Consider the following 20,142-nt stretch of genomic DNA (forward strand, 5'->3'; position numbering starts at 1 on the left):
CGCAGGTGGGCGCCAAACTCGGCGAGCGTTCGCAACAGATCACCACCATCGTCAATACCATCCGCGGCAGCCTGGGAGCTCGGTCTATAGTGTTGGCTGTCTTTACGCCAAGGATCCGAGCCCGCCATGACCCCAGACAAGCCAGACGCCGCCCCCACTGACCACCTGCGTTTCCACCGAGGTCACGCGCACCTGGCACCGACCTTCGGCAACGACACTTTTGCCCTCAAGGCCGAGGCCTTTGCGCGCTTTTTTGGCACCCCGACCTTCCTCGGCGCACAAACCGCGATCGTGGTGTTGTGGGTGGTGCTGAACATGACCGGCGTCACTCACTTTGACGTCTACCCCTTCATCCTGCTCAACCTGGCCTTCAGCCTGCAATCGGCCTACGCCGCACCGCTGATCCTGCTCGCCCAGACGCGCCAGGCCGCCCGGGACAAAGCCCAGTCCGACGCCGACGCGCAACACCGTGAAGCGCTCGCCACTGCCAATACCGAACGCCAGGCCCAGGCAGCACAAACCTCCAAACAGTTAATGGAACTGCTGGAGCAGAACACCCGGTTGACGGAAATGACCAAGCAACTGACCGAGCGCATCGAGACACTGACGTGTGAAATGCATGAACAGTTTGTGCGTAAAGCCTAAGGCCGCAACCCGCGCACATGCCGCCCCAACTCATCAAACAGCGTCACCACCGAACGCAACGCCCGGCAATCAGGGCGCGTCAACAGCCACAGCGCGGTGTCGTGCCCCGCCAACGCAGGGCCCAGTGGTTGCAAGTCATTGCCTATTAGAAAATCCGGCAACGCCGCCACGCCCAGCCCGGCGCGCACCAGTTCAGTCACCGACTGCATGCTGTTGCAGCGGTAACGGGGGCGCACGCCCGGCAAATGCTCACGGCGCCAGGCCACGGTGGGGTGGTCGGGCAAAAAGTCATCCGGTGCGATCCAGGCCAGGTCGACCAGATCCTGCCCTGCATGCCGACGGGCGTAGTCGGCGCTGGCACACACTTGGTACGTCACGGTCCCCAGGCAACGTCCGACCAAATGCTCCGGCGGCTTGCTGGTCAGGCGCAGGGCGATATCCGCATCACGCCGGCTGAGGTTGGCGAAGTCATTGGATGTGCTCAATTCCAGGGTCAACGCTGGATAGGCCGGCATGAACTGCGCCAGGGCCGGCAGCAGCAAGCCTTGCAATACCGCGTCGGTGCAGGTCAGACGCACGGTGCCGCTGATTACCTCGCCGCCCTGCTCCACCCCAATGCGCGCAGCCTCCAGTGCGAGTTCTGCCCGTTCGGCCTGTTGCGCCAGGTTGCTCGCCAGGCTGGTGGGCAAGTAACCGGCGCGGCTTTTTTCAAACAGGGTCTGGCCCAGTGCCGCCTCCAGCCGCCGCACCGCACGGAATACCGTGGACACGTCTACCCTCAACAACGCAGCCGCCCGCGCCAGGGTGCCGCCACGCACCAGGGCAAGGATCAATGACAGGTCGGGGTAGTCGATTTGATAGTGCGTGGCTGCATTGAGCATATGGGCAAACGCCAATATTGATTGCGTGAACGCCAATCTATAGTGCGTATCAGCCCACCACAAGCCAAGGGACGTACACGATGACAACCCCCGCTCTGCACCTCGCCCTGATCGGCGACTACAACCCAACGTTTGCCGAAGCGCTGCTGGCAGGCAACCTGATTCCCGGCGGTCATGATTCGGCGGGCGACCTGCGTGCGGTGGAGTTGCTCGACCATCCGTTCTTCGTCGCCACCCTGTTCCAGCCCGAACGCGCCGCGCTGAAGGGCATCACCCCACCCTTGGCACTGGCTTTGCTCAAGGCTTGCCGAGGGGTATCGGCATGATCGCCAAGACACCCGCCCCGCCTTATTACGCGGTGATTTTCAGTTCGCTGCGTACCGACGCCGACCAGGGTTATGGCGAGGCCGCCGCACGCATGCTGGAACTGGCACAGCAGCAACCGGGGTTTCTCGGCGTGGAGTCGGCGCGGGAAGAGGGGTTGGGCATCACCGTGTCCTACTGGGCCAGCGAGGCGGCGATCCTGGCGTGGAAGCAACAGGCTGAACATCGGCAGGTGCGTGAGCAAGGACGCGCCACCTGGTACACAGCGTTTCATACACGGGTGTGCAAGGTGGAGCGGGCCTACTCATTCTCAAATTGAGAGGTTTCCATCCGGTAGGATCGCCCGGGCAGGTTGATCGGTCAGCTCACCAAACTGCGCAACGCACTGATCTGCGGGATCTCCACCCGACGCATGTACACCCGCAACGGTTCGGTGATGTTGATGCGGTCATCGATATTCTGGTCCAGCAGCAACTGTATGCGTTCACGGCACAGGGTCATGGTGTGGTCGGCGGCGGGCAGCCAGACGAATTCGGCGGTGGGGATAATGCCGTCATCGGCCACGTCCATGCCAAAGGCATCTTCGCTGAAACGCACGATGTACTGGCCAGTCTTGCGATTGAGGCCGACAAAGCCATGGAGTTGGTCGGCGGCCTGGCAGATAAGCTCGGAAGTGATGCGCATGGTAAACCTCACTGAAAAGTCCCACAGGGACTGGAAAGATGGTTTACACGCGTGGCAAAAAATACCGTCCTCTAAACGGGGCAGCTACGGCCAAGAATACTGCAATGCCCCCAAAAAAAACCGACAAAATTGGACTGCGCGCACGTTAATGTCGGTTTGGTGATAGCGCCTTTCGCAATCAATTGTTAAAAAGGACATCTTCTCAAAGTTACCTCCACGAAAGGACTTCGCATATGCCTGTCACGTTTACCAAGAGCGCCTTGCTGCTGGCGTTGATGCTCGGCCTTGGCCAGGCTCAGGCTGCCGACCCAGTCAGCCCGGCTGAATTGGCGACAAACGAAGGCATTCCCTACCCTGCCGTGATCGCTCACCGTGGCGCTTCCTACGACGCGCCGGAGTCCACCGCCGCTGCCTACAAGGTTGCACGCGACCTGGGCGCCGACTATTTGGAACTGGACCTGCAACGCAGCAAGGACGGCGTGCTGTTTGCCCTGCACGACAACAACCTGCAGCGCACCACCGACGTGGCCACCAAGTTCCCCGAGCGCAAAGATGCGCCAGCCAACGAATTCACCTGGAAAGAACTGCAAAGCCTCGACGCCGGCAGCTGGTTCAACGCGGCCTACCCGGACCGCGCGCGCCCAGGCTTCGTCGGCCTGAAAATCCTCAGCCTGGACGACATCATCAAGATCGCCGAAGGCAACCCGTCGCACAAACCCGGGCTTTACATCGAGACCAAGGAGCCCAAGCAATTCCCGGGCATCGAAGCCGACCTGAAAAACAAGCTGCTGGACAAGGGCTGGCTGAGCTCCGCCGGCTCCAAGCTGGGCAAGAGCAACACCGGTGTCGGCCAGGGCAAGGGCCGCGTGGTACTGCAGACCTTCGAGGTTTCCAGCCTCAAGGAGCTGCAGAAGGAAATGCCAAACACGCCGAAGATCCTGCTGTTGTGGGTCGGCGAAGGCAGCATCGAACCCAAGTCCAAAGTGACCTTCGCCGAGTCCGGCGAACCGACCAAGGCCGCCTACTACGCCAAGCAAGAACCGAAGGATGCCGCCGAGTTCGAAAAATGGGTCGACCAAGCCAAGAGCCTGGGCGCCATCGGCACCGGCCCATCGGCTGAGCTGACCGACCACGGCGACCAGAGCTATACCGACCTGGTGAAACCTGAAATGAACAAGCTGACCCACGACAAGGGCCTGCTGGTGCATGTGTACACCGTGGATGAGCCGGTGGATTTCGAGAAAGTGATGAAGGCCGGCGTCGACGGCATCTTCACCAACCGCGCCGCCGAACTGCTGAAGTTCTACAAGCGCTGGCCGTCGTCCAGCGTGCAGGACCTGCTCAACGACCATAAGTACTGAGTGAAACCCGAATGGTCAGGCCGCCTGTGGTTGGGGCGTGACCACGGGCTGGTGCTCGGCGAGCTGGGGCGCACTGCGCCCCATGCGCACTACGCACACCAATTGATGTTCTGCCCCGGCGCGCCGATCACGGTCAGCCTTGGTGGTCATGTCACCACGGCCCATCGCCTGTTTATTCCTTCGCGTCACAACCACGCCATCCTTGAGACGGAAGGTGAAGTGTGGGCGCTGTATGCCGAGCCCATGATCTTTGACATCCACCCATTGCAGCAGCTGCTGGCAGACGGCGATCTATCCCCGCAGGCCCTGCTCAGGCTGCCCCGACGACGCCTTGACGATCCACGTATCGACCGCGCACTCGCCGCCCTTGATCAGCAACTGGTCGGCAAGGTATCGGCCCAGGCGTTGGCCGCAGCGGCGCACCTGTCATTGAGCCAACTGGAGCGTCTGTTCACCGATCGACTGGGTGTTCCCATACGCCGCCTCGTCGTGTGGCGACGGTTGCGCATTGCCCTGCAACTGGCCCTTGCCGGCAGCACGCTGACTGAGGCAGCCCACGGCGCGGGGTTTGCTGATTCGGCGCATTTTTCGCGGACTATGAAGCACTTGTTCGGGGTGACGGCGGGCGCGTCCTTGCGCCAACTGCAGGTGCAGTTTCTAGTGTAGGTCGTCAGGCAGCGGCGGCTCCTTGACCAGGCGAACCGCCAGGAACGGGTCACGTAACTGTGCCGCATAGGCCACGGGGAATTGCGGTCGACTGCCAATACCCAAATCCCTCGGCCCTATGCGATAGCCTTTGCGATAAAACGCCGTGCCCAACAGCCAATCCCACAAATTGAAGAACAGACCGAAATTCACATCCCCTGCGCGGCCGTATTTCATGTGGTGGAACCGATGCACCGGCGCCCAGGCGAATACCCAGCGCAGCGGCCCCAGGCGCATATCCACATTGGAATGTTGCAGCAGCAACTGAATGGCGATGGCCAGGGCCAACAATTGCGCGACCTCCAGCGGGATCCCCAGCAGGATCAGTGGCAGCAGGCCCGCCGTTGCTTCCAGCAACTGGTGCAAAGGATGCTTCATCAAACCATTGAAACCATAAAGCCGCTGCACGCTGTGATGCACCGCGTGCAACCGCCACAGGGGCGCGATGCGGTGGCTGGCGTAATGCATCAAGGTGATCCCGGCATCGGCCAGGAAGATCGCCATCAACAGTTGCTCCCACAGCGGCCAGCCTCGCGGCCAGAGCCCCTCGAATGCCAGCAGCGCCGTGAGCCACGGCAGGACCAACAAACCCAGAACATTCAAGCTTTCGTTGATCAACGCATGCAACGTATCGCGCCAGCGATCGCCCAGGCTGCGATTCCACTGCGGCTCGTAGGGCAGCCATAGTTCCACCACAAACGACACCGCCACCGCCACCGCGAATATCACCAGTAACCATCGGGGCTGGTAGAGCCCCCATCCGACAAACCCCAACAAGCATGCAGGCGCATAGAGCCAACTGACTAACCGTTTCATCCGAGTCTCCCTTTTTGGTGAGCCCTCAGCATGAAATCCTGCATGCGTCCTGGATTGAATAAACTGCGCAACTGTTTGAAATAATTAAGGGTGAGTTAAGTTGCGCGGGATAACCTGAGGCCACTTAAACAGCTCAACCCAGAAGGACACACACCATGAAAACTCTGACTGCCTTGTTCGCCGCCACTGCCCTGACCTTGACCGCCGGCCTGGCCCAGGCTGATGTTCGTCCGGATCATATCGAAGGCCTGCTCAAGTCCGGTGCGGTGATGCCTTTCGACAAACTCAACGCTGCCGCCGTGGCTAAACACGCCGGTGCCACAATCAACGACACCGAGCTGGACCACAACAACAGCGGCGTGCTGGTCTACGAAGTTGAACTGACCGATACCGCCGGCAAGCAATTTGAAGTGAAGCTCGACGCCAAGACCGCAGCCGTGCTGGAAGACAAGCTCGACACTTGAGACCACGCTCTACAAAACACACGCGCCACCTTCGGGTGGCGCGTTTTTTTGCGCAATACGAAACCGTCACATAACCGTCATCCCGCCTTGCAATGATTCGCGCCTGAGTGCCTGTGAAATGTCCTACAGGCCTTTTCTCTGCGAGCCGCCATGAACCACAGCATCGACCACGCCCATCAGGATCCCGACCTGTTTGGCCTGCTTTACGGTTTCCGTTTTCGCCCTGGCGAAAAAGGTCAGCAGATTGACTCAGCCGCCGCCCTCGCCGCCTTGCAGCAGCCGCAAGACCCGCAAGAGTTCCTGTGGCTGCACCTGAACTTGGCCCACGCCGCCTGCGAGCGCTGGATGCAGGCGCACCTGTCGCTGCCGGAGGAGTTTTTCGAAGCCCTGCATGAAGGCTCGCGCTCCACGCGCATTGAACATGTGGATTCGGCTTTGCTGGCGGTGGTCAACGACGTGGTGTTCAACTTCAGCAGCATGGTCTCGTCGGATATTTCCACGCTGTGGGTGTGTGCCCGCAGCCGCTTGCTGGTGAGTGCGCGCCTGCAACCGCTGCACTCAGTGGATAAATTGCGCTCGTCGGTAAAAGCCGGTGAACACTTTCGCTCGCCTCTGGAACTGCTGGTACACCTGCTGCGGGACCAAGGCGAAGTGCTGACCCAGATCGTGCGCAAGACCAGTATCAGCGTCGACCATATCGAAGATCAGTTGCTGTCTTCGCGCCTGTCCACCAACCGCGCCGAACTGGGTGCCGCACGCCGGGTGCTGGTACGCCTGCAACGCCTGCTGGCGCTGGAACCGGGTTCGCTGCTGCGCCTGCTCAACCGCCCGCCGCAATGGTTGCAAAAGGAAGACGTGAAGGAGTTGCGCAAATCCACCGAGGAGTTTGCGCTGATCATCAACGACCTGACGGCCCTGGGCGAACGCATCAAGCTGTTGCAGGAAGAGATCGCCGCCAACCTCAATGAGCAAAGCAACCGCACGCTGTTCACCCTCACGGTGGTGACGGTGCTGGCGTTGCCGATCAATATCATTGCCGGTTTTTTTGGCATGAACGTGGGAGGTGTGCCGCTGTCCCAGGACCCGGAAGGGTTTTGGATATTGGTGGCGCTGGTGGCGACTTTTACCCTGATTGCCGGGCGCTGGGCGTTCCGAAAACGCAAAGACTACTGACTTGAAATGCGGTCAAAATGTGGGAGGGGGCTCGCTCCCGATATATAGGTAGTCAGTCAATAATTTATTAACTGACTACCTATATATCGGGAGCGAGCCCCCTCCCACATTGGTTCTTCTGCGTTTGGTAGACCGGCGGTGCACTCGATTTCCGAAAACACTGACCTGCCGCAGCATCGCTGTAATATTTTGCAATGATCATTAAGGCCATCCTCCTCACACTGGATGCTCCGGCATGGCCACCCCTTCCCTGACTGCCTCCCCCCACGCTTCACCCTCCTCCCAACCCCGGTTGGACACAAAACCAGGCTTGTTGACGGTAATCCTGTTCTTCGCCGTACTTGCCATGGGCCTGTTGTTCACCGCCTACAGCCTGATGCACGACATGCACGAAATGGGCGCCCAGCTCACCACCTGGACGCCGTTCCTGCTGCTGGGCGTGGCGCTGTTGATCGCCCTGGGCTTTGAGTTCGTCAATGGTTTCCACGACACCGCCAATGCGGTGGCGACGGTGATCTACACCAATTCGCTGCCGCCGCAGTTTGCGGTGGTGTGGTCGGGCTTTTTCAATTTCCTCGGGGTTTTGCTGTCCAGTGGCGCGGTGGCGTTCGGCATCATTGCCCTGCTGCCGGTGGAGCTGATTTTGCAGGTGGGTTCATCGGCCGGTTTCGCCATGATCTTCGCCTTGCTGATCGCCGCGATCCTGTGGAACCTCGGCACCTGGTGGCTGGGGCTGCCGGCCTCGTCGTCCCACACCCTGATCGGCTCGATCATCGGCGTCGGCGTGGCCAATGCCTTGATGCACGGGCGTGACGGCACCAGCGGTGTGGATTGGAGCCAGGCGATCAAGATCGGCTATGCCTTGCTGCTGTCGCCGCTGATCGGCTTTGCATTTGCCGCCTTGCTGTTGCTGGCCCTGCGCGCCTTCGTGAAAAACCGCGCGCTGTACAAGGCCCCCAAAGGCGACACGCCGCCGCCCTGGTGGATCCGCGGCATGCTGATCGCCACCTGCACTGGTGTGTCGTTCGCCCACGGCTCCAACGATGGGCAAAAAGGCATGGGCCTGATCATGCTGATCCTGGTGGGCACTTTGCCGATGGCCTATGCGCTGAACCGCACCATGCCTGCCGACCAGTCGCTGCAGTTCGCGGCAGTTGCGCAAGTGACGCAGGTTGCCTTGGTCAAGGCAGCACCGCAGCCGGCACTGGGCGACCCTCGCGCCACCTTGTCGACCTACGTGAGCACCAAGGAAGCCACGCCGGAACTGGTGCCCGCCCTCGCCGCCATTACCGGCCATATCGGTGAAGAAGTGAAAAGCTATGGCTCCCTCGCCGCCGTACCGGCCGAAGCCGTCGGCAACGTGCGTAACGACATGTACCTGACCAGCGAAACCATTCGCCTGATGGACAAGGGCAAGGTCGGCAACTTCGACGCTGACACCCAGGGCAAGCTGCAACTGTTCAAGCAACAGATCGACAACGCCACACGCTTTATCCCGCTGTGGGTGAAGATTGTCGTGGCCATTGCTCTGGGCCTGGGCACCATGGTCGGCTGGCGGCGCATCGTGGTGACGGTGGGCGAGAAGATCGGCAAGACCCACCTGACTTACGCCCAGGGCGCATCAGCCGAGACGGTGGCGATGCTCACCATCGGCGCGGCGGATATGTTCGGGCTGCCGGTATCCACCACCCATGTGCTGTCCTCGGGGGTGGCCGGGACCATGGTGGCCAACGGCGGGGGTTTGCAGATGAAGACCATCCGCAACTTGCTGATGGCGTGGGTGCTGACCCTGCCGGCGGCGATTTTACTGTCGGGCAGCCTGTACTGGCTGTTCACCCAACTGTTCTGACATCGGGTAGCAACTGTCGGCGCGCCGTTAAAGATGGGCCAGCAGGGTCGCGGTCAACCAGTCCATGAACACCCGCACCCGCAGCGGCAAATGCCGTTGGCCGGCATACAGTAAATACACGTCCAGGGGCGGTGCCTGGTAATCCGGCAGCACCGCCACCAACTCGCCACTGGCCAATAGATCGCGGATCCCCAGTTGGGGCACCTGGGTAATGCCAAACCCACCCAGGCACGCCGACTGATACGCATCGGTGCTGTTGACGGTCACCCTTCCTGCCATCGGCAACCGTTGCACCTTGTTGCCCGCCATGTACTCAAACCCTGCCGAGCGTGCGCCCAGGGGACGTACGTAATGCACCAACTGATGATTCGCCAGGTCAGCCAGAGTCTGCGGCACGCCATAACGTTGCAGATACACCGGGCTCACGCAGTTGACCATCGGCATGCTGCACACCCGTCGCGCCACCACGGTTTGATCGGGCTGGGCACCGACGCGCACGACACAGTCGAAACCTTCGGCGATCAGGTCCACCTGGCGATCCGAGCCGCTGATCTCCATATCGATAAGAGGATGGCGTGCCATGAACGTGGGCAAGTTCGGCAGGATCAAGCCCCGCGCCATGACATTGGGCATGTCCACCCGTATGCGCCCGGCCAATTGGGCTTCGTCCTGGCGGAACAAACCTTCCAGTTCTTCCATATGCGCCAGCAGATCCTTGCTGCGCTCGTACAACACACGACCATCCTGGGTCGCCTGCACCTTGCGCGTGGTGCGTTGCAGCAGCCGCGCACCGAGCAGTTCCTCCAACGCCTGCACATGCTCGGACACTGTAGAGCGCGGCAAGCCCAGGCTTTGGCCGGCCTGGGTAAAACTGGATAATTCAGTGACGCGCACGAAGGTGCGCAGTAACTCAAGCTTGTTCATGGGATTGTTCGCCTTATCCGGCCAGTGATTCCGATATCAGCCTGTTTATCACGTTATGAACGGACAAATACACTCAGTCCCACTGACCCCACCTGAGGACTGCACCATGACCCGTAAAATCGCACTCATTACCGGCGCCAGCCGCGGCCTGGGCAAAAGCGCCGCGCTGCACCTGGCTGCGCAAGGCGTAGACATCATCGGCACTTACCACAGCGCAGAGAGCGAAGCCCAAGCGGTAATTGCCCAAGTACAGGCATTGGGTGGCCGCGCCGCCATGCTGCAACTGGACGTCAGCCAAAGCGCAGGCTTCGATGGGTTCGTCGGCCAGGTCGGCGCGCTGCTCAAGGAGGTTTTCGCCCAGGATCACTTCAACTTCCTGATCAACAACGCCGGGATCGGTGCCCACGCCAGTTTTGCCGAGACCACCGAAGCGCAGTTCGACCAGTTGGTGGCGATCCACTTGAAGGCGCCGTTTTTCCTCACGCAGAAACTGCTGCCGCTGATCAGCGATAGTGGGCGCATCATCAATATTTCCAGCGGCCTGGCGCGGTTCAGCCTGCCGGGCTATGCCGCGTACGCGTCGATGAAGGGCGCCATTGAAGTGCTGTCGCGCTACCAGGCCAAGGAGCTGGGCCCCCGCGGTATTACCGTGAACACCCTGGCACCGGGCGCGATTGCCACCGACTTCGGCGGCGGCGCCGTGCGCGATAACACCGATGTGAATGCGATGGTCGCCAACAATACCGCCCTGGGCCGTGTCGGCTTACCGGACGATATTGGCGGGGCGATTTCGAGCTTGCTGGCCGATGGCAGCAACTGGATCACCGGCCAGCGGATCGAGGCATCGGGGGGGATGTTCCTGTAGGCGACAGACGCCTACAGGGCGACTGGGGTTTTGTTGGCGATTTTTTCGCGCAGTACGTCATAACCCCAGTGGTACACATAGGTATACGGCAGGAAGAACAACAGCACGCCGATGTCGAGGATGAACGCCTCCAGCAGGCTGATCTTCATCAAGGCGGCAATCAACGGCACCGCCAGCAGAATCAGGCCGCCTTCGAACAGCAGCGCGTGCAGCACCCGGGTCCAACCGCCGTTGACCAGTTGCAGGCGTGTTTTGAGGCGGTCGAACAGGCTGTTGAAAATAACGTTCCAGGTCAGCGCCAGCAGGCTGATGCCCAAGGTCACGGCGCCCATCTCCAGCGCCGGCCTGCCGGTGACCCACATCAGCAACGGCGTACAGATCAACAAGGCCAGCCCTTCGAACCCGAGAGCTTGTAAAACACGTTCAGTAATGGATTTGGTAGGGTTCATGACCCGGCTCCGTGAGTGACGAGGGTTGCCATGATCAGGCTTTGTCTCGATACTTCATAACCAATAACCATCGATCAGGGCGATAGCCATGGCGTCCCATGAAGTGCTCCAGGCGTTCGTCCAGGCCGCTACCCAAGGTTCGTTTTCCGCCGCGGCGCGCAAGCTGGGCAAGAGTCAGTCCACCGTCAGCGCGGCGGTGGCCAGCCTTGAGATTGACTTGGATGTAGTGCTGTTTGACCGCAGCAGTCGCAAACCGACCTTGACCCCGGCAGGCCATGTACTGCTGCAACGCGCCGAGCAGGTGCTGGAGGCCAGCAGTCGCCTTGAATTGACGGCGAGCCTATTGGCCACGGGGTTGGAACCGAAGCTGACCATCGCCATGTCGGACACCTACCAGTCGCAGCGCTTCGAAACCACCATCATCGCGTTTGCCGAACGCTACCCGGACCTGGAACTGGAATGGCTGATTGCCGAATGCGATGACCTGATCGACCTTGTACAAAGCGGTCGGGCGCAAATCGCATTTATCGAACAACAGGAGGTGTATCCGCCGGACTTGACCCATTCGCCGGTCGAAGAACGTACCGAAACGGCCCTGTTCGTATCGCCGCAACACGCCTTGGCCAAGCTGGAAAAGGTTGACCAGCAGGCGTTGAAACAGCATCGGGAATTGCGCCTGGCGAGCATCGTCAAACCCTATGACAACCGCGCTGCAGGGCGGGTCTGGTCAGCAGCCAGTTACCTGATGCTGATGGAAATGGCGCAGTTGGGTTTCGGCTGGGCGCCCCTGCCACGCTGGCTGGTGGAACGTTTTGGCAATGGCAGCCTGCAGGAGCTGAGGGTGCGTGGCTGGCCGCGCTCGGTGACGGTGGATGCGTTGTGGTCGCGCCAGCATCCACCGGGGCCGGCGGGGAGTTGGTTGCTGGGGCAGATGCTCGAATGAGCCAGTGAGAACATTTGGAACTTCATTGTCTGGGGGGGTTGAGTTCGGCAAGGCGTCGCTCCAGGAAGCGTTTTTCCGGGGTTTGCTGGGTCAGGGACAGGGCTTTTTCGTAAGCTGCATGGGCCTCTTCAACCCGCCCTAACTGCCGGCAGAACTCCCCACGCGCCGAATGCGCCAAGTGGTAGTCCTGCAATTCACCGCGTTGCAAAATGCTGTCCACCAACGTCAATCCAGCCGTCGGTCCCTGTTCCATCGCCACCGCTACCGCACGGTTCAACTCGATCACCGGCGATGGCATGGCCCTGAGCAACACATCGTAAAGCCCCACAATCTGCCGCCAATCAGTCTCCTCGGCACTCGGCGCCTCGGCGTGCACGGCCGCAATCGCCGCTTGCAGACAATAGGGGCCGAACCGCCGAGTCATCAACGCCTGCTCCACCAGTGCACAGCCTTCAGCCATCAATGTCCTGTCCCACAGCCCACGGTCCTGAGCATCCAGCAGCACCAATTCACCGCCGGCCGAGGTGCGTGCCAGGCGGCGCGACTCGTGCAGCAACATCAACGCCAGCAAGCCCATGACTTCCGGCTCCGGTAGCAATTCCATCAGCAAGCGGCCCAGGCGAATGGCCTCCGCGGTCAAGTCTTCACGGGTGAGATCGGTGCCTGCGGAGGCCGAGTAGCCTTCGTTGAACACCAGGTAAATCACGCGCAGCACGCTGTCCAGGCGCTCGGGCAACTCGGCACGGGACGGCACTTGATAGGGGATTTTCGCTTCACGGATCTTGCCCTTGGCACGCACGATGCGCTGGGCGATGGTGGTGGGTGTGGCGAGAAACGCGTGGGCAATGGCCTCGGTACTCAGGTCGCAGATCTCGCGCAAGGTCAGCGCTGCCTGGGCATCGGGCGCCAACGCCGGGTGGCAGCAGGTGAAGATCAGGCGCAGGCGGTCGTCTTCCACGTCTTCATCGCTCCACTGGGCCGCTTCCAGTGTGTCGACCTGCTCTTGCAGCAATGGGGTAAACCGCGCCTGGCGACGTAGGCGGTCGATGGCTTTGAAGCGACCGGTTGATACCAGCCAGGCCCGTGGATTGTCCGGCACACCGTCCTCGGGCCAGCGCTGCACGGCGACGAAAAATGCCTCGTGCAGCGCCTCCTCGGCCAAGTCGAAATCACCCAGCACACGAATCAGCGTCGCAAGCACACGCCGTGACTCGCTGCGGTAAACCGCTTCGACCTGGCCATTGAGCGTCATTAAGCCAGGTTCAATTCACGTACGGGGCGTACTTCCACACTGCCGACCCGGGCCGCTGGAATGCCGCCGGCCACCTGTAACGCTTCATTGAGGTCCTTGGCCTCGATCAGGTAGAACCCGGCAAGCTGCTCCTTGGTTTCGGCAAACGGGCCGTCGGTGATCGACACCTTGCCATTGCGCATGCGCACGGTGGTGGCAGTATTGACCGGCTGCAGCGGCTCGGCGGCGAGCATGCGTCCGCTGGCCTGGATGGCCTCAGCGTAGGCAAAACACTCCGGGTCCTTGGGGCTGTCGGGCGAGGTGTGCAACAGCTGTTCGTCGCTGTAGATCAGGCACAGGTATTTCATGATGTTCTCCGCTTTCGGACTCCTGACTATAGTTCGCAGTGCTCAAGGTTTCAGGTCGAACAGCGCCGTGCCGCTTTGCATATCGAACGGCGCCGACCAGTGCTCATGCACGACCTTCCATTGGCCATCGATACGCTGGTAAGCGGCGGTGACGCGCATCCAGCAGGTCTTGAGTACACCATCCGGGCCGGTGCCACCGCAGTGCGCGAGCCAGTGGGCGAAGGCGCTGTCCTGGGCCTGGTTGATGCGCAACTCATGAAACTCGAAAACACCCGGGCCCGGGCAATGTTCCATGCACGCCTTCCAGTGCGCACGATAGGCCTCCCTGCCCTTGAATTGCAGCGCGCCAACCGCATCGAACGCGACGATATCGTCGGCGTAAAAGCTGACAATCTTGTCGATATCCTGGGATACCACGGCTTGTTTCCATTGCTCGATCAGGGTGTTGATTGCAGTGCTCATGGCGATGACTCCTTGGTTGAAAAACACGGAAGACACCCTTAGTCGAATGGCCGTGTGGCAAATCGACAGGCCATGGAAAAGTAATTTCCCCTGCCACAAACCCGATAGACTGCAGCCTTCATTGCAATCGTTCGGATAATCCGATGCAAACCCGCCTTGTTGCCTATGAGGCGCTGAATGCTGTGCAACAACAGCAGGTCGGCGCCATCGAAGTTCATCCTGAACAACTGCCGTTTTGCGGCGATATGTATTGCGCCCTCAATACGCTGCTGGTCAACCCGAGCCCTGGCGTCAAAGGTTTTGCGCTGTTGGCCGACGACATTCCCGTGGCCTTCCTCCTGCTCAAGCGTCCGCCCTGCCTGCCCCATTGGGCCAATGAACACAGTGCCACGCTGCATGCGCTGCAAGTAGATCGGCATCAGCAAGGGCGTGGGTTTGGCAAGGCGTGTCTACAGGCACTGCCGGCCATGGCGCTCGCTGCATGGCCGCAGATCAAAGGGTTGGAGTTGTCAGTGGACACAGACAACCTGGCGGCAATAGGGCTGTATCTGGGGGCTGGATGGGTGGACAGCGGCGAAGCGTACAAAGGACAGGTTGGGTATGAGCGCCGGTTGAGTCGGTTCTTCAATCCATAACGGTAATGTCACGCAAACACGACGTTGACGCGTGCCTGTCGTGTTTACGTGACATCGGCTCGTGTCAGCCCCGCTCCCCAACCGGCAACCAGATCTCCACCGCTCCCGTGCCCTTTCTCGCGTCAAAATCTGCGCTATAGCGCTCGAAATCCGCGCCCATCACCTTGTAGCCCGAATGCGGCAGCCATTCGAACATGATGCGCTCGTAGGTTTGCTCAAGCGCCTGTACCGGCCCGTAATGCGGGAACACCGCATAGTTGAGCGGCGGGATTTCGATGAACTCGAAGTTGCTCGGCACATCGCCCTTGCCTGGGACTTCTACCCCGGCCATGTAATCGAACTGGCCGTGGCTGGGGTTATGGCAAACCCCGTAGGTCACGCCGCCGACGCGTTTCTTGATGTCCTTGATGCACGTATCAAACAACGCCCACAATTTGGGAATATCGCCCACGGTGGCCTTCGAATAACGCCCTTGTACACCGGCGATCACCAGGGCCTTGCCGGCTTCCATGCGTGGCTCCAACGGTTGTTTTGTCTGCTGATCCATACGAACAGTCTCCTTCTTATGAGGGAACAAACCCGCATCGAGTATAGGGGCATATCCCGGCTGCGCTCCATGTACAAATTTTTCCCACTCCATCTGGACAACGCGCCATCATCGCCCGTATTGTCTGCCCCGCAGGCCACCGCAGTGGCCGACGTCGCTCGGACGGTTCCGGGCGCTTACGTACTCTCGAGGCAACAATGGCCGAACAAGGTTCGCCGCGCCGCTTTGCGCGCATAGATCGACTCCCCCCTTACGTTTTCAATATCACTGCCGAGCTGAAGATGGCTGCGCGTCGGCGCGGCGAAGACATCATCGACCTGAGCATGGGTAACCCCGACGGCGCCACGCCACCGCACATCGTGGAAAAAATGGTCACCGTCGCCCAGCGCGAAGACACCCACGGCTACTCCACCTCCAAAGGCATTCCGCGCCTGCGCCGGGCGATTTCGCGCTGGTACAAGGACCGCTATGAAGTGGATATCGACCCCGAGTCGGAAGCCATCGTCACCATCGGTTCCAAAGAGGGCCTGGCGCACCTGATGCTGGCTACCCTGGACCAGGGCGACACCGTGCTGGTGCCCAACCCCAGCTATCCGATTCATATCTACGGTGCCGTGATTGCCGGCGCCCAGGTGCGTTCGGTGCCGCTGGTGCCCGGCGTGGACTTCTTCGATGAGCTGGAACGGGCGATTCGCGGCTCGATCCCCAAGCCCAAAATGATGATCCTGGGTTTTCCGTCAAACCCTACCGCACAGTGCGTGGAGCTGGATTTTTTCGAGCGAGTGATCGCCCTGGCCAAGCAATACGACGTGCTGGTGGTTCACGACCTGGCCTATGCCGACATCGTCTACGACGGCTGGAAAGCCCCATCGATCATGCAAGTGCCGGGGGCCAAGGATATCGCGGTGGAGTTTTTCACCCTGTCCAAGAGCTACAACATGGCCGGCTGGCGCATCGGTTTCATGGTGGGCAACCCGGAACTGGTCAACGCCCTGGCGCGGATCAAGAGCTACCACGACTACGGCACCTTTACCCCGCTGCAAGTCGCAGCCATTGCCGCGCTGGAAGGCGACCAGCAGTGCGTCAAGGACATTGCCGAGCAGTACCGCCAGCGTCGCAATGTGCTGGTCAAGGGCCTGCATGAACTGGGCTGGATGGTGGAGAACCCGAAGGCGTCGATGTATGTCTGGGCGAAGATTCCCGAGCAGTACGCCGCCATGGGCTCGCTGGAATTTGCCAAGAAGTTGCTGCTGGAAGCGAAGGTGTGTGTATCGCCTGGGATTGGCTTTGGCGAGTATGGGGATGATCATGTGCGCTTTGCGCTGATCGAGAACCAGGACCGGATTCGTCAGGCAGTGCGGGGGATTCGCGGGATGTTCAGGGCCGATGGGCAGGCCCAGAAGGCCTGACCCCTCTATCTGAAGAAACCCTATCAGTGTGGGAGCTGGCTTGCCTGCGATGGCGATGGTGAATCCAACACCGCTATCGCAGGCAAGCCAGCTTCCACATTTGACCGAGTTCCCCCCCTTGCTTTGGGGTGTGGCTTACACTACCAACGACAGCAACATGATGAAGATCAGCGCCACGATCGACAGAATGGTCTCCATCGCCGTCCAGGTCTTGAACGTCTCGGCAACGGTCATGTTGAAGTACTGCTTGACCAGCCAGAACCCGGCATCGTTGACGTGCGACAGGATCAACGACCCCGCCCCCGTCGCCAGCACCAGTAACTCGCGGTTAACCCCCGGAATCATCCCCACCACCGGCACCACAATGCCCGCACCGGTAATGGTCGCGACCGTTGCTGAACCGGTGGCAATCCGAATCACCGCCGCCACCAGCCATGCCAGCAGGATCGGGTTGATCTGGGCGTTCACCGCCATATGGCCGATCACGTCACCTACGCCGCTCGTGACCAGCATCTGCTTGAAGCCACCACCGGCACCGATGATCAGGATGATCGCGGCGGTCGGCGCAAGGCTGGCGTCGAGCAGCTTGAGGATCTGCTTGGAATGGATGCCCTGGCGATGGCCAAAGGTGTACAGCGACAACAACAAGGCCAGCAACAGCGCGGTGATCGGGTGGCCGATCATGTCCATCCAGTTGCGCACCACGTTGCCTTCGGCAAAGGCGATGTCGGCGAAGGTTTTGAGCAGCATCAGGAACACCGGCAGCAGCACGGTGACCAGGGTAATGCTGAAGCTCGGCAGGTCTTTGTTTTCAGGCTCGCGGGCCAGTTGATCGACCAGTTCCTGGGACGGGTTGCCCGGGATGTACTTGGCGATAAAGGTGCCGAAGATCGGGCCGGCGATAATGGCCGTCGGCAGCGCAACGATCAGGCCGTACAGAATGGTTTTGCCGATGTCCGCGCCGAACACGCCAATGGCCAGCAACGGGCCCGGGTGCGGTGGCACCAGGCCGTGCACCGCCGAGAGGCCGGCGAGCAGCGGGATGCCGATCTTGATCAACGACACACCGGTACGCCGCGCGACGATAAACACCAGCGGGATCAGCAACACAAAGCCGATCTCGAAGAACAGCGGGATGCCCACCAGGAAGGCGGCGAACATCATGGCCCACTGGACCTTCTCTTTGCCGAAGGCGCGGATCAGGGTTTGGGCGATCTGGTCGGCGCCACCGGACTCGGCCATCATCTTGCCGAGCATCGTGCCCAGCGCGAGGATGATGCCGACAAAGCCGAGCACCCCGCCGAAGCCGTCCTGGAATGCCTTGATGATCTTGTCCACGGGCATGCCCGAGGTCAGGCCCAGGAAGCCGGCCGCGATGATCAGTGCAATGAACGGGTGCACCTTGAACTTGGTGATCAGAACGATCAACCCGATGATAGTGACCACTGCATCTAGCAGCAGGTAAGACTCGTGGGACATGCCAAACATGGGGGGTCTCTCCTGTTTGTTGTTGTTATTAAAGCGGGTGTTGAATTTCCTGCCGGGGATAGCGCTATCTTTTCCGGCAAAAAATTAATGAGTTGGTTCAAAGCCGTGCTTGCGCCACCAGGCGTTGGTCTGCTCGGCCAGCTCCTGGACGCTGTCTTCGCTGGCGTTGAGCGCCAGGGTCAGCGGTTCGCCCTTGGGCGATTCGAGGGTGGCGAACTGGCTGTCGATCAGGCTGGCCGGCATGAAATGGCCGGGGCGGTGGGAAACACGGTCAGCGGCAACTTCACGGGTCAGCTCCAGGAATACAAAGCCCAGGCCCGGCGCGGCTTCGCGCAGGTGGTCGCGGTATTTCTTTTTCAGGGCCGAGCAGGTGAGCACCGGGTGTTCACCGGCCGTGAGCGAGCGGCGCAGTTCATCGCACAGGATGTCGAGCCAGCCAGCGCGGTCGTCGTCGTCGAGGGGGTGGCCGGCGCTCATCTTTTTGATATTCGCGGCGGGGTGAAAGCTGTCGCCTTCAATGGCTGTGGCGCCGTTCAGACGGCACAGGGCTTGGCTGACGCTGGACTTGCCACAGCCGGAAACACCCATGATGACCAGGGCGGTAACAGGTTGACTCATGAAACACCTCAGGACGCAGATAGCGCTACCTTTGCACGCTATAAGGCTAGTGCAAAAGACAGGCTTTTCCCGCGCCGACTTGTCATTTTTATGGAGTGACGCGTGCATCCGTTCCAACTGACTGGCTTCAAAGTTGGACAGGATCAGGCAACCCTTTATCCAAGAATTTGCAGCCCTTTGGAGACAGCGCTACCTTAGTGCCTCGATTTTTGTTTGGCAAGCCGCCTGATGACCTCCAAGAACGATAAAAATACCCGCACGACGGGCCGCCCTACCCTCAATGAAGTTGCACGCCTGGCCGGGGTCAGCCCGATCACCGCCTCGCGCGCCCTGCGCGGTATCAGCACCGTCGCCACCGAACTGGTGGAAAAAGTCCAGCAGGCCGCCGCCGAACTCAGCTATGTGGTCAACCCCGCTGCCCGTGCCCTGGCGTCGGCCCAGAGCCATTCGGTGGTGGTGCTGGTGCCGTCCTTGTCCAACCTGCTGTTTATCGAAACCCTGGAAGCGATCCACCAGGTACTGCGGCCCAAGGGCTTTGAAGTGCTGATCGGCAACTCCCATTATTCGCGTGATGAAGAAGAAGACCTGCTGCGCAACTACATGGCCTACCAGCCAAGAGGGTTGCTGCTCACCGGGTTCGACCGCACCGAAAGCGCGCGACGGATGGTCGAGGCCAGCAAAGTGCCGTGCGTGTACATGATGGATCTGGACCCCAATGCCGGGGTGAACTGCGTGGGTTTCTCACAGTTGGCCGCAGGCGAGACGGCGGCGGCACATTTGCTCTCTCGTGGGCGCAAGCGTCTGGCCTATATCGGCGCGCAACTGGACCAGCGTACGCTGCTGCGCGGTGAAGGCTTTCGCCGTGCATTGCAGCAGGCGGGGATGTACGACCCGGCGCTGGAATTGCTGACGCCCCGCCCTTCTTCCGTGGGCCTGGGTGGCGAGCTGTTCTTGCAACTGCTGGCCGCCCATCCGGATGTGGATGCGATCTTCTTTGGCAACGACGACCTGGCCCAGGGCGCCCTGCTTGAAGCCCTGCGCCATGGCATCAAGGTGCCCGAGCAGGTGGCGGTGCTGGGCTTCAACGACTTGCCCGCCTCGTCATTCATGGTGCCGCGCCTGAGCAGCATCAGCACGCCACGGGAAGCCATTGGTCGACGGGCGGCGGAGCATTTGTTGACCATCATGGCGGGCAACAAGATCGCCAGGCCGGTGGTGGATATGGGGTTTGAGTTGCAGGTGCGGGAGAGCACCTGACCCGCTCGTTCCCACGCTCTGCGTGGGAATGATCAGACAAGTGT

23 protein-coding genes and 1 pseudogene are annotated in these 20,142 nt (G+C 60.7%); 13 read left to right on the forward strand and 11 right to left on the reverse strand.

Annotated features, from left to right (window positions below; all coding sequences use genetic code 11):
- Positions 1 to 126: 126 nt before the first annotated feature.
- Positions 127 to 645 carry a DUF1003 domain-containing protein gene (locus TU73_RS19690; RefSeq protein WP_057013625.1) on the forward strand — a complete coding sequence of 173 codons (519 nt, stop codon included), beginning with the start codon at positions 127 to 129 and terminating at the stop codon, positions 643 to 645.
- On the opposite strand, the gene TU73_RS19695 is transcribed toward TU73_RS19690, so the two are convergent.
- Positions 642 to 1,526: a LysR family transcriptional regulator gene (locus tag TU73_RS19695; protein ID WP_057013626.1), complete on the reverse strand. Its 885-nt coding sequence runs from the start codon at positions 1,524 to 1,526 to the stop codon at positions 642 to 644. The genes TU73_RS19690 and TU73_RS19695 overlap by 4 nt on opposite strands.
- Before the next feature lie 122 nt (positions 1,527 to 1,648).
- On the opposite strand from TU73_RS19695, the pseudogene TU73_RS19700 reads away from it, so the two are divergent.
- Together TU73_RS19700 and TU73_RS19705 are read left to right on the forward strand one after the other, a co-directional pair.
- Positions 1,649 to 1,852, forward strand: a pseudogene (locus TU73_RS19700) (hypothetical protein); the annotation flags it as partial.
- On the forward strand, positions 1,849 to 2,169 hold the full coding sequence (locus TU73_RS19705; RefSeq protein ID WP_057013628.1) for an antibiotic biosynthesis monooxygenase family protein: 321 nt from the start codon (positions 1,849 to 1,851) through the stop codon (positions 2,167 to 2,169). The pseudogene TU73_RS19700 and the gene TU73_RS19705, both read left to right, overlap by 4 nt.
- A gap of 41 nt (positions 2,170 to 2,210) precedes the next feature.
- Here TU73_RS19705 and TU73_RS19710 read toward each other — a convergent pair whose 3' ends face one another.
- Positions 2,211 to 2,534 carry a DUF2025 family protein gene (locus tag TU73_RS19710; RefSeq protein ID WP_057013629.1) on the reverse strand — a complete coding sequence of 108 codons (324 nt, stop codon included), beginning with the start codon at positions 2,532 to 2,534 and terminating at the stop codon, positions 2,211 to 2,213.
- 233 nt (positions 2,535 to 2,767) lie between these two features.
- Between TU73_RS19710 and TU73_RS19715 the strand changes: the two genes are divergently transcribed.
- Both TU73_RS19715 and TU73_RS19720 read left to right on the forward strand, forming a co-directional pair.
- Positions 2,768 to 3,895 (forward strand): glycerophosphodiester phosphodiesterase family protein, encoded by a 1,128-nt coding sequence (locus TU73_RS19715; RefSeq protein ID WP_057013630.1) that lies wholly within the window; start codon positions 2,768 to 2,770, stop codon positions 3,893 to 3,895.
- A complete protein-coding gene (locus TU73_RS19720) occupies positions 3,896 to 4,561 on the forward strand; it encodes a helix-turn-helix domain-containing protein (RefSeq protein WP_057013631.1) in 666 nt (221 codons plus the stop codon).
- Here the strand turns inward: TU73_RS19720 and TU73_RS19725 are convergent.
- Entirely contained in the window at positions 4,553 to 5,416 is an 864-nt protein-coding gene (locus TU73_RS19725; protein ID WP_057013632.1) for a sterol desaturase family protein, read from the reverse strand. The two genes, TU73_RS19720 and TU73_RS19725, sit on opposite strands and share 9 nt — an antisense overlap.
- Before the next feature lie 155 nt (positions 5,417 to 5,571).
- Here TU73_RS19725 and TU73_RS19730 point away from each other — a divergent pair, with 155 nt between their 5' ends.
- The 3 genes from TU73_RS19730 (at position 5,572) to TU73_RS19740 (ending at position 8,902) form a co-directional block, all read left to right on the forward strand.
- On the forward strand, positions 5,572 to 5,880 hold the full coding sequence (locus TU73_RS19730; protein WP_057013633.1) for a PepSY domain-containing protein: 309 nt from the start codon (positions 5,572 to 5,574) through the stop codon (positions 5,878 to 5,880).
- 150 nt (positions 5,881 to 6,030) lie between these two features.
- A complete protein-coding gene (locus TU73_RS19735) occupies positions 6,031 to 7,053 on the forward strand; it encodes a transporter (protein ID WP_057013634.1) in 1,023 nt (340 codons plus the stop codon).
- A 235-nt stretch (positions 7,054 to 7,288) separates the two neighbouring features.
- Positions 7,289 to 8,902 (forward strand): inorganic phosphate transporter, encoded by a 1,614-nt coding sequence (locus TU73_RS19740; RefSeq protein ID WP_057013635.1) that lies wholly within the window; start codon positions 7,289 to 7,291, stop codon positions 8,900 to 8,902.
- A 27-nt stretch (positions 8,903 to 8,929) separates the two neighbouring features.
- Here TU73_RS19740 and TU73_RS19745 read toward each other — a convergent pair whose 3' ends face one another.
- Positions 8,930 to 9,826, reverse strand: a complete 897-nt coding sequence (locus TU73_RS19745; RefSeq protein WP_057013636.1) for a LysR family transcriptional regulator — start codon at positions 9,824 to 9,826, stop codon at positions 8,930 to 8,932.
- Positions 9,827 to 9,932: 106 nt separating this feature from the next.
- On the opposite strand from TU73_RS19745, the gene TU73_RS19750 reads away from it, so the two are divergent.
- The gene (locus TU73_RS19750; protein WP_057013637.1) at positions 9,933 to 10,691 is read left to right on the forward strand and encodes an SDR family NAD(P)-dependent oxidoreductase; all 759 of its coding nucleotides are present in this window, start codon (positions 9,933 to 9,935) and stop codon (positions 10,689 to 10,691) included.
- A gap of 11 nt (positions 10,692 to 10,702) precedes the next feature.
- Here TU73_RS19750 and TU73_RS19755 read toward each other — a convergent pair whose 3' ends face one another.
- Positions 10,703 to 11,140, reverse strand: a complete 438-nt coding sequence (locus tag TU73_RS19755; protein WP_057013638.1) for a multidrug/biocide efflux PACE transporter — start codon at positions 11,138 to 11,140, stop codon at positions 10,703 to 10,705.
- An 88-nt stretch (positions 11,141 to 11,228) separates the two neighbouring features.
- Here TU73_RS19755 and TU73_RS19760 point away from each other — a divergent pair, with 88 nt between their 5' ends.
- Positions 11,229 to 12,083 (forward strand): LysR family transcriptional regulator, encoded by an 855-nt coding sequence (locus TU73_RS19760; RefSeq protein WP_057013639.1) that lies wholly within the window; start codon positions 11,229 to 11,231, stop codon positions 12,081 to 12,083.
- 22 nt (positions 12,084 to 12,105) lie between these two features.
- Here TU73_RS19760 and TU73_RS19765 read toward each other — a convergent pair whose 3' ends face one another.
- From TU73_RS19765 to TU73_RS19775, 3 genes are read right to left on the reverse strand one after another with little or no spacing between them, the layout of a single operon-like run.
- Positions 12,106 to 13,335: an RNA polymerase sigma factor gene (locus TU73_RS19765; protein WP_057013640.1), complete on the reverse strand. Its 1,230-nt coding sequence runs from the start codon at positions 13,333 to 13,335 to the stop codon at positions 12,106 to 12,108.
- Positions 13,335 to 13,682 carry a YciI family protein gene (locus TU73_RS19770; protein WP_057013641.1) on the reverse strand — a complete coding sequence of 116 codons (348 nt, stop codon included), beginning with the start codon at positions 13,680 to 13,682 and terminating at the stop codon, positions 13,335 to 13,337. The genes TU73_RS19765 and TU73_RS19770 overlap by 1 nt, the downstream gene beginning before the upstream one ends.
- A 42-nt stretch (positions 13,683 to 13,724) precedes the next feature.
- Positions 13,725 to 14,144 (reverse strand): YybH family protein, encoded by a 420-nt coding sequence (locus tag TU73_RS19775; RefSeq protein ID WP_043051286.1) that lies wholly within the window; start codon positions 14,142 to 14,144, stop codon positions 13,725 to 13,727.
- A 143-nt stretch (positions 14,145 to 14,287) separates the two neighbouring features.
- Here TU73_RS19775 and TU73_RS19780 point away from each other — a divergent pair, with 143 nt between their 5' ends.
- The gene (locus tag TU73_RS19780; protein WP_057013642.1) at positions 14,288 to 14,779 is read left to right on the forward strand and encodes a GNAT family N-acetyltransferase; all 492 of its coding nucleotides are present in this window, start codon (positions 14,288 to 14,290) and stop codon (positions 14,777 to 14,779) included.
- Between the two features lie 64 nt (positions 14,780 to 14,843).
- Here TU73_RS19780 and TU73_RS19785 read toward each other — a convergent pair whose 3' ends face one another.
- Positions 14,844 to 15,326, reverse strand: coding sequence for a GyrI-like domain-containing protein (locus TU73_RS19785; RefSeq protein WP_057013643.1), 483 nt, complete (start codon positions 15,324 to 15,326; stop codon positions 14,844 to 14,846).
- Positions 15,327 to 15,523: 197 nt separating this feature from the next.
- Between TU73_RS19785 and alaC the strand changes: the two genes are divergently transcribed.
- The gene (gene alaC, locus TU73_RS19790) at positions 15,524 to 16,735 is read left to right on the forward strand and encodes an alanine transaminase (protein ID WP_057013644.1); all 1,212 of its coding nucleotides are present in this window, start codon (positions 15,524 to 15,526) and stop codon (positions 16,733 to 16,735) included.
- Between the two features lie 135 nt (positions 16,736 to 16,870).
- Here alaC and TU73_RS19795 read toward each other — a convergent pair whose 3' ends face one another.
- Positions 16,871 to 18,223: a GntP family permease gene (locus TU73_RS19795; RefSeq protein WP_032902782.1), complete on the reverse strand. Its 1,353-nt coding sequence runs from the start codon at positions 18,221 to 18,223 to the stop codon at positions 16,871 to 16,873.
- 84 nt (positions 18,224 to 18,307) lie between these two features.
- The gene (locus tag TU73_RS19800; protein WP_057013645.1) at positions 18,308 to 18,841 is read right to left on the reverse strand and encodes a gluconokinase; all 534 of its coding nucleotides are present in this window, start codon (positions 18,839 to 18,841) and stop codon (positions 18,308 to 18,310) included.
- Between the two features lie 225 nt (positions 18,842 to 19,066).
- On the opposite strand from TU73_RS19800, the gene gntR reads away from it, so the two are divergent.
- A complete protein-coding gene (gene gntR / locus TU73_RS19805) occupies positions 19,067 to 20,098 on the forward strand; it encodes an HTH-type transcriptional regulator GntR (protein WP_162276340.1) in 1,032 nt (343 codons plus the stop codon).
- Positions 20,099 to 20,142: the final 44 nt, after the last annotated feature.

Origin of the sequence: Pseudomonas libanensis (assembly GCF_001439685.1) — a bacterium.
Classification (GTDB): domain Bacteria; phylum Pseudomonadota; class Gammaproteobacteria; order Pseudomonadales; family Pseudomonadaceae; genus Aquipseudomonas; species Aquipseudomonas libanensis.

Bases quoted from the DNA above. Each gene is read 5' to 3' on its own strand.
- TU73_RS19690 (WP_057013625.1), top strand. From the start codon at position 127: ATGACCCCAGACAAGCCAGACGCCGCCCCCACTGACCACCTGCGTTTC.
- TU73_RS19695 (WP_057013626.1), bottom strand. From the start codon at position 1,526: ATGCTCAATGCAGCCACGCACTATCAAATCGACTACCCCGACCTGTCA.
- TU73_RS19800 (WP_057013645.1), bottom strand. From the start codon at position 18,841: ATGAGTCAACCTGTTACCGCCCTGGTCATCATGGGTGTTTCCGGCTGT.
- alaC (WP_057013644.1), top strand. From the start codon at position 15,524: ATGGCCGAACAAGGTTCGCCGCGCCGCTTTGCGCGCATAGATCGACTC.
- TU73_RS19760 (WP_057013639.1), top strand. From the start codon at position 11,229: ATGGCGTCCCATGAAGTGCTCCAGGCGTTCGTCCAGGCCGCTACCCAA.
- TU73_RS19785 (WP_057013643.1), bottom strand. From the start codon at position 15,326: ATGGATCAGCAGACAAAACAACCGTTGGAGCCACGCATGGAAGCCGGC.
- TU73_RS19745 (WP_057013636.1), bottom strand. From the start codon at position 9,826: ATGAACAAGCTTGAGTTACTGCGCACCTTCGTGCGCGTCACTGAATTA.
- TU73_RS19795 (WP_032902782.1), bottom strand. From the start codon at position 18,223: ATGTTTGGCATGTCCCACGAGTCTTACCTGCTGCTAGATGCAGTGGTC.
- TU73_RS19715 (WP_057013630.1), top strand. From the start codon at position 2,768: ATGCCTGTCACGTTTACCAAGAGCGCCTTGCTGCTGGCGTTGATGCTC.
- TU73_RS19710 (WP_057013629.1), bottom strand. From the start codon at position 2,534: ATGCGCATCACTTCCGAGCTTATCTGCCAGGCCGCCGACCAACTCCAT.
- TU73_RS19755 (WP_057013638.1), bottom strand. From the start codon at position 11,140: ATGAACCCTACCAAATCCATTACTGAACGTGTTTTACAAGCTCTCGGG.
- TU73_RS19750 (WP_057013637.1), top strand. From the start codon at position 9,933: ATGACCCGTAAAATCGCACTCATTACCGGCGCCAGCCGCGGCCTGGGC.
- TU73_RS19725 (WP_057013632.1), bottom strand. From the start codon at position 5,416: ATGAAACGGTTAGTCAGTTGGCTCTATGCGCCTGCATGCTTGTTGGGG.
- TU73_RS19780 (WP_057013642.1), top strand. From the start codon at position 14,288: ATGCAAACCCGCCTTGTTGCCTATGAGGCGCTGAATGCTGTGCAACAA.
- TU73_RS19730 (WP_057013633.1), top strand. From the start codon at position 5,572: ATGAAAACTCTGACTGCCTTGTTCGCCGCCACTGCCCTGACCTTGACC.
- TU73_RS19765 (WP_057013640.1), bottom strand. From the start codon at position 13,335: ATGACGCTCAATGGCCAGGTCGAAGCGGTTTACCGCAGCGAGTCACGG.
- TU73_RS19775 (WP_043051286.1), bottom strand. From the start codon at position 14,144: ATGAGCACTGCAATCAACACCCTGATCGAGCAATGGAAACAAGCCGTG.
- TU73_RS19740 (WP_057013635.1), top strand. From the start codon at position 7,289: ATGGCCACCCCTTCCCTGACTGCCTCCCCCCACGCTTCACCCTCCTCC.
- TU73_RS19735 (WP_057013634.1), top strand. From the start codon at position 6,031: ATGAACCACAGCATCGACCACGCCCATCAGGATCCCGACCTGTTTGGC.
- TU73_RS19770 (WP_057013641.1), bottom strand. From the start codon at position 13,682: ATGAAATACCTGTGCCTGATCTACAGCGACGAACAGCTGTTGCACACC.
- TU73_RS19705 (WP_057013628.1), top strand. From the start codon at position 1,849: ATGATCGCCAAGACACCCGCCCCGCCTTATTACGCGGTGATTTTCAGT.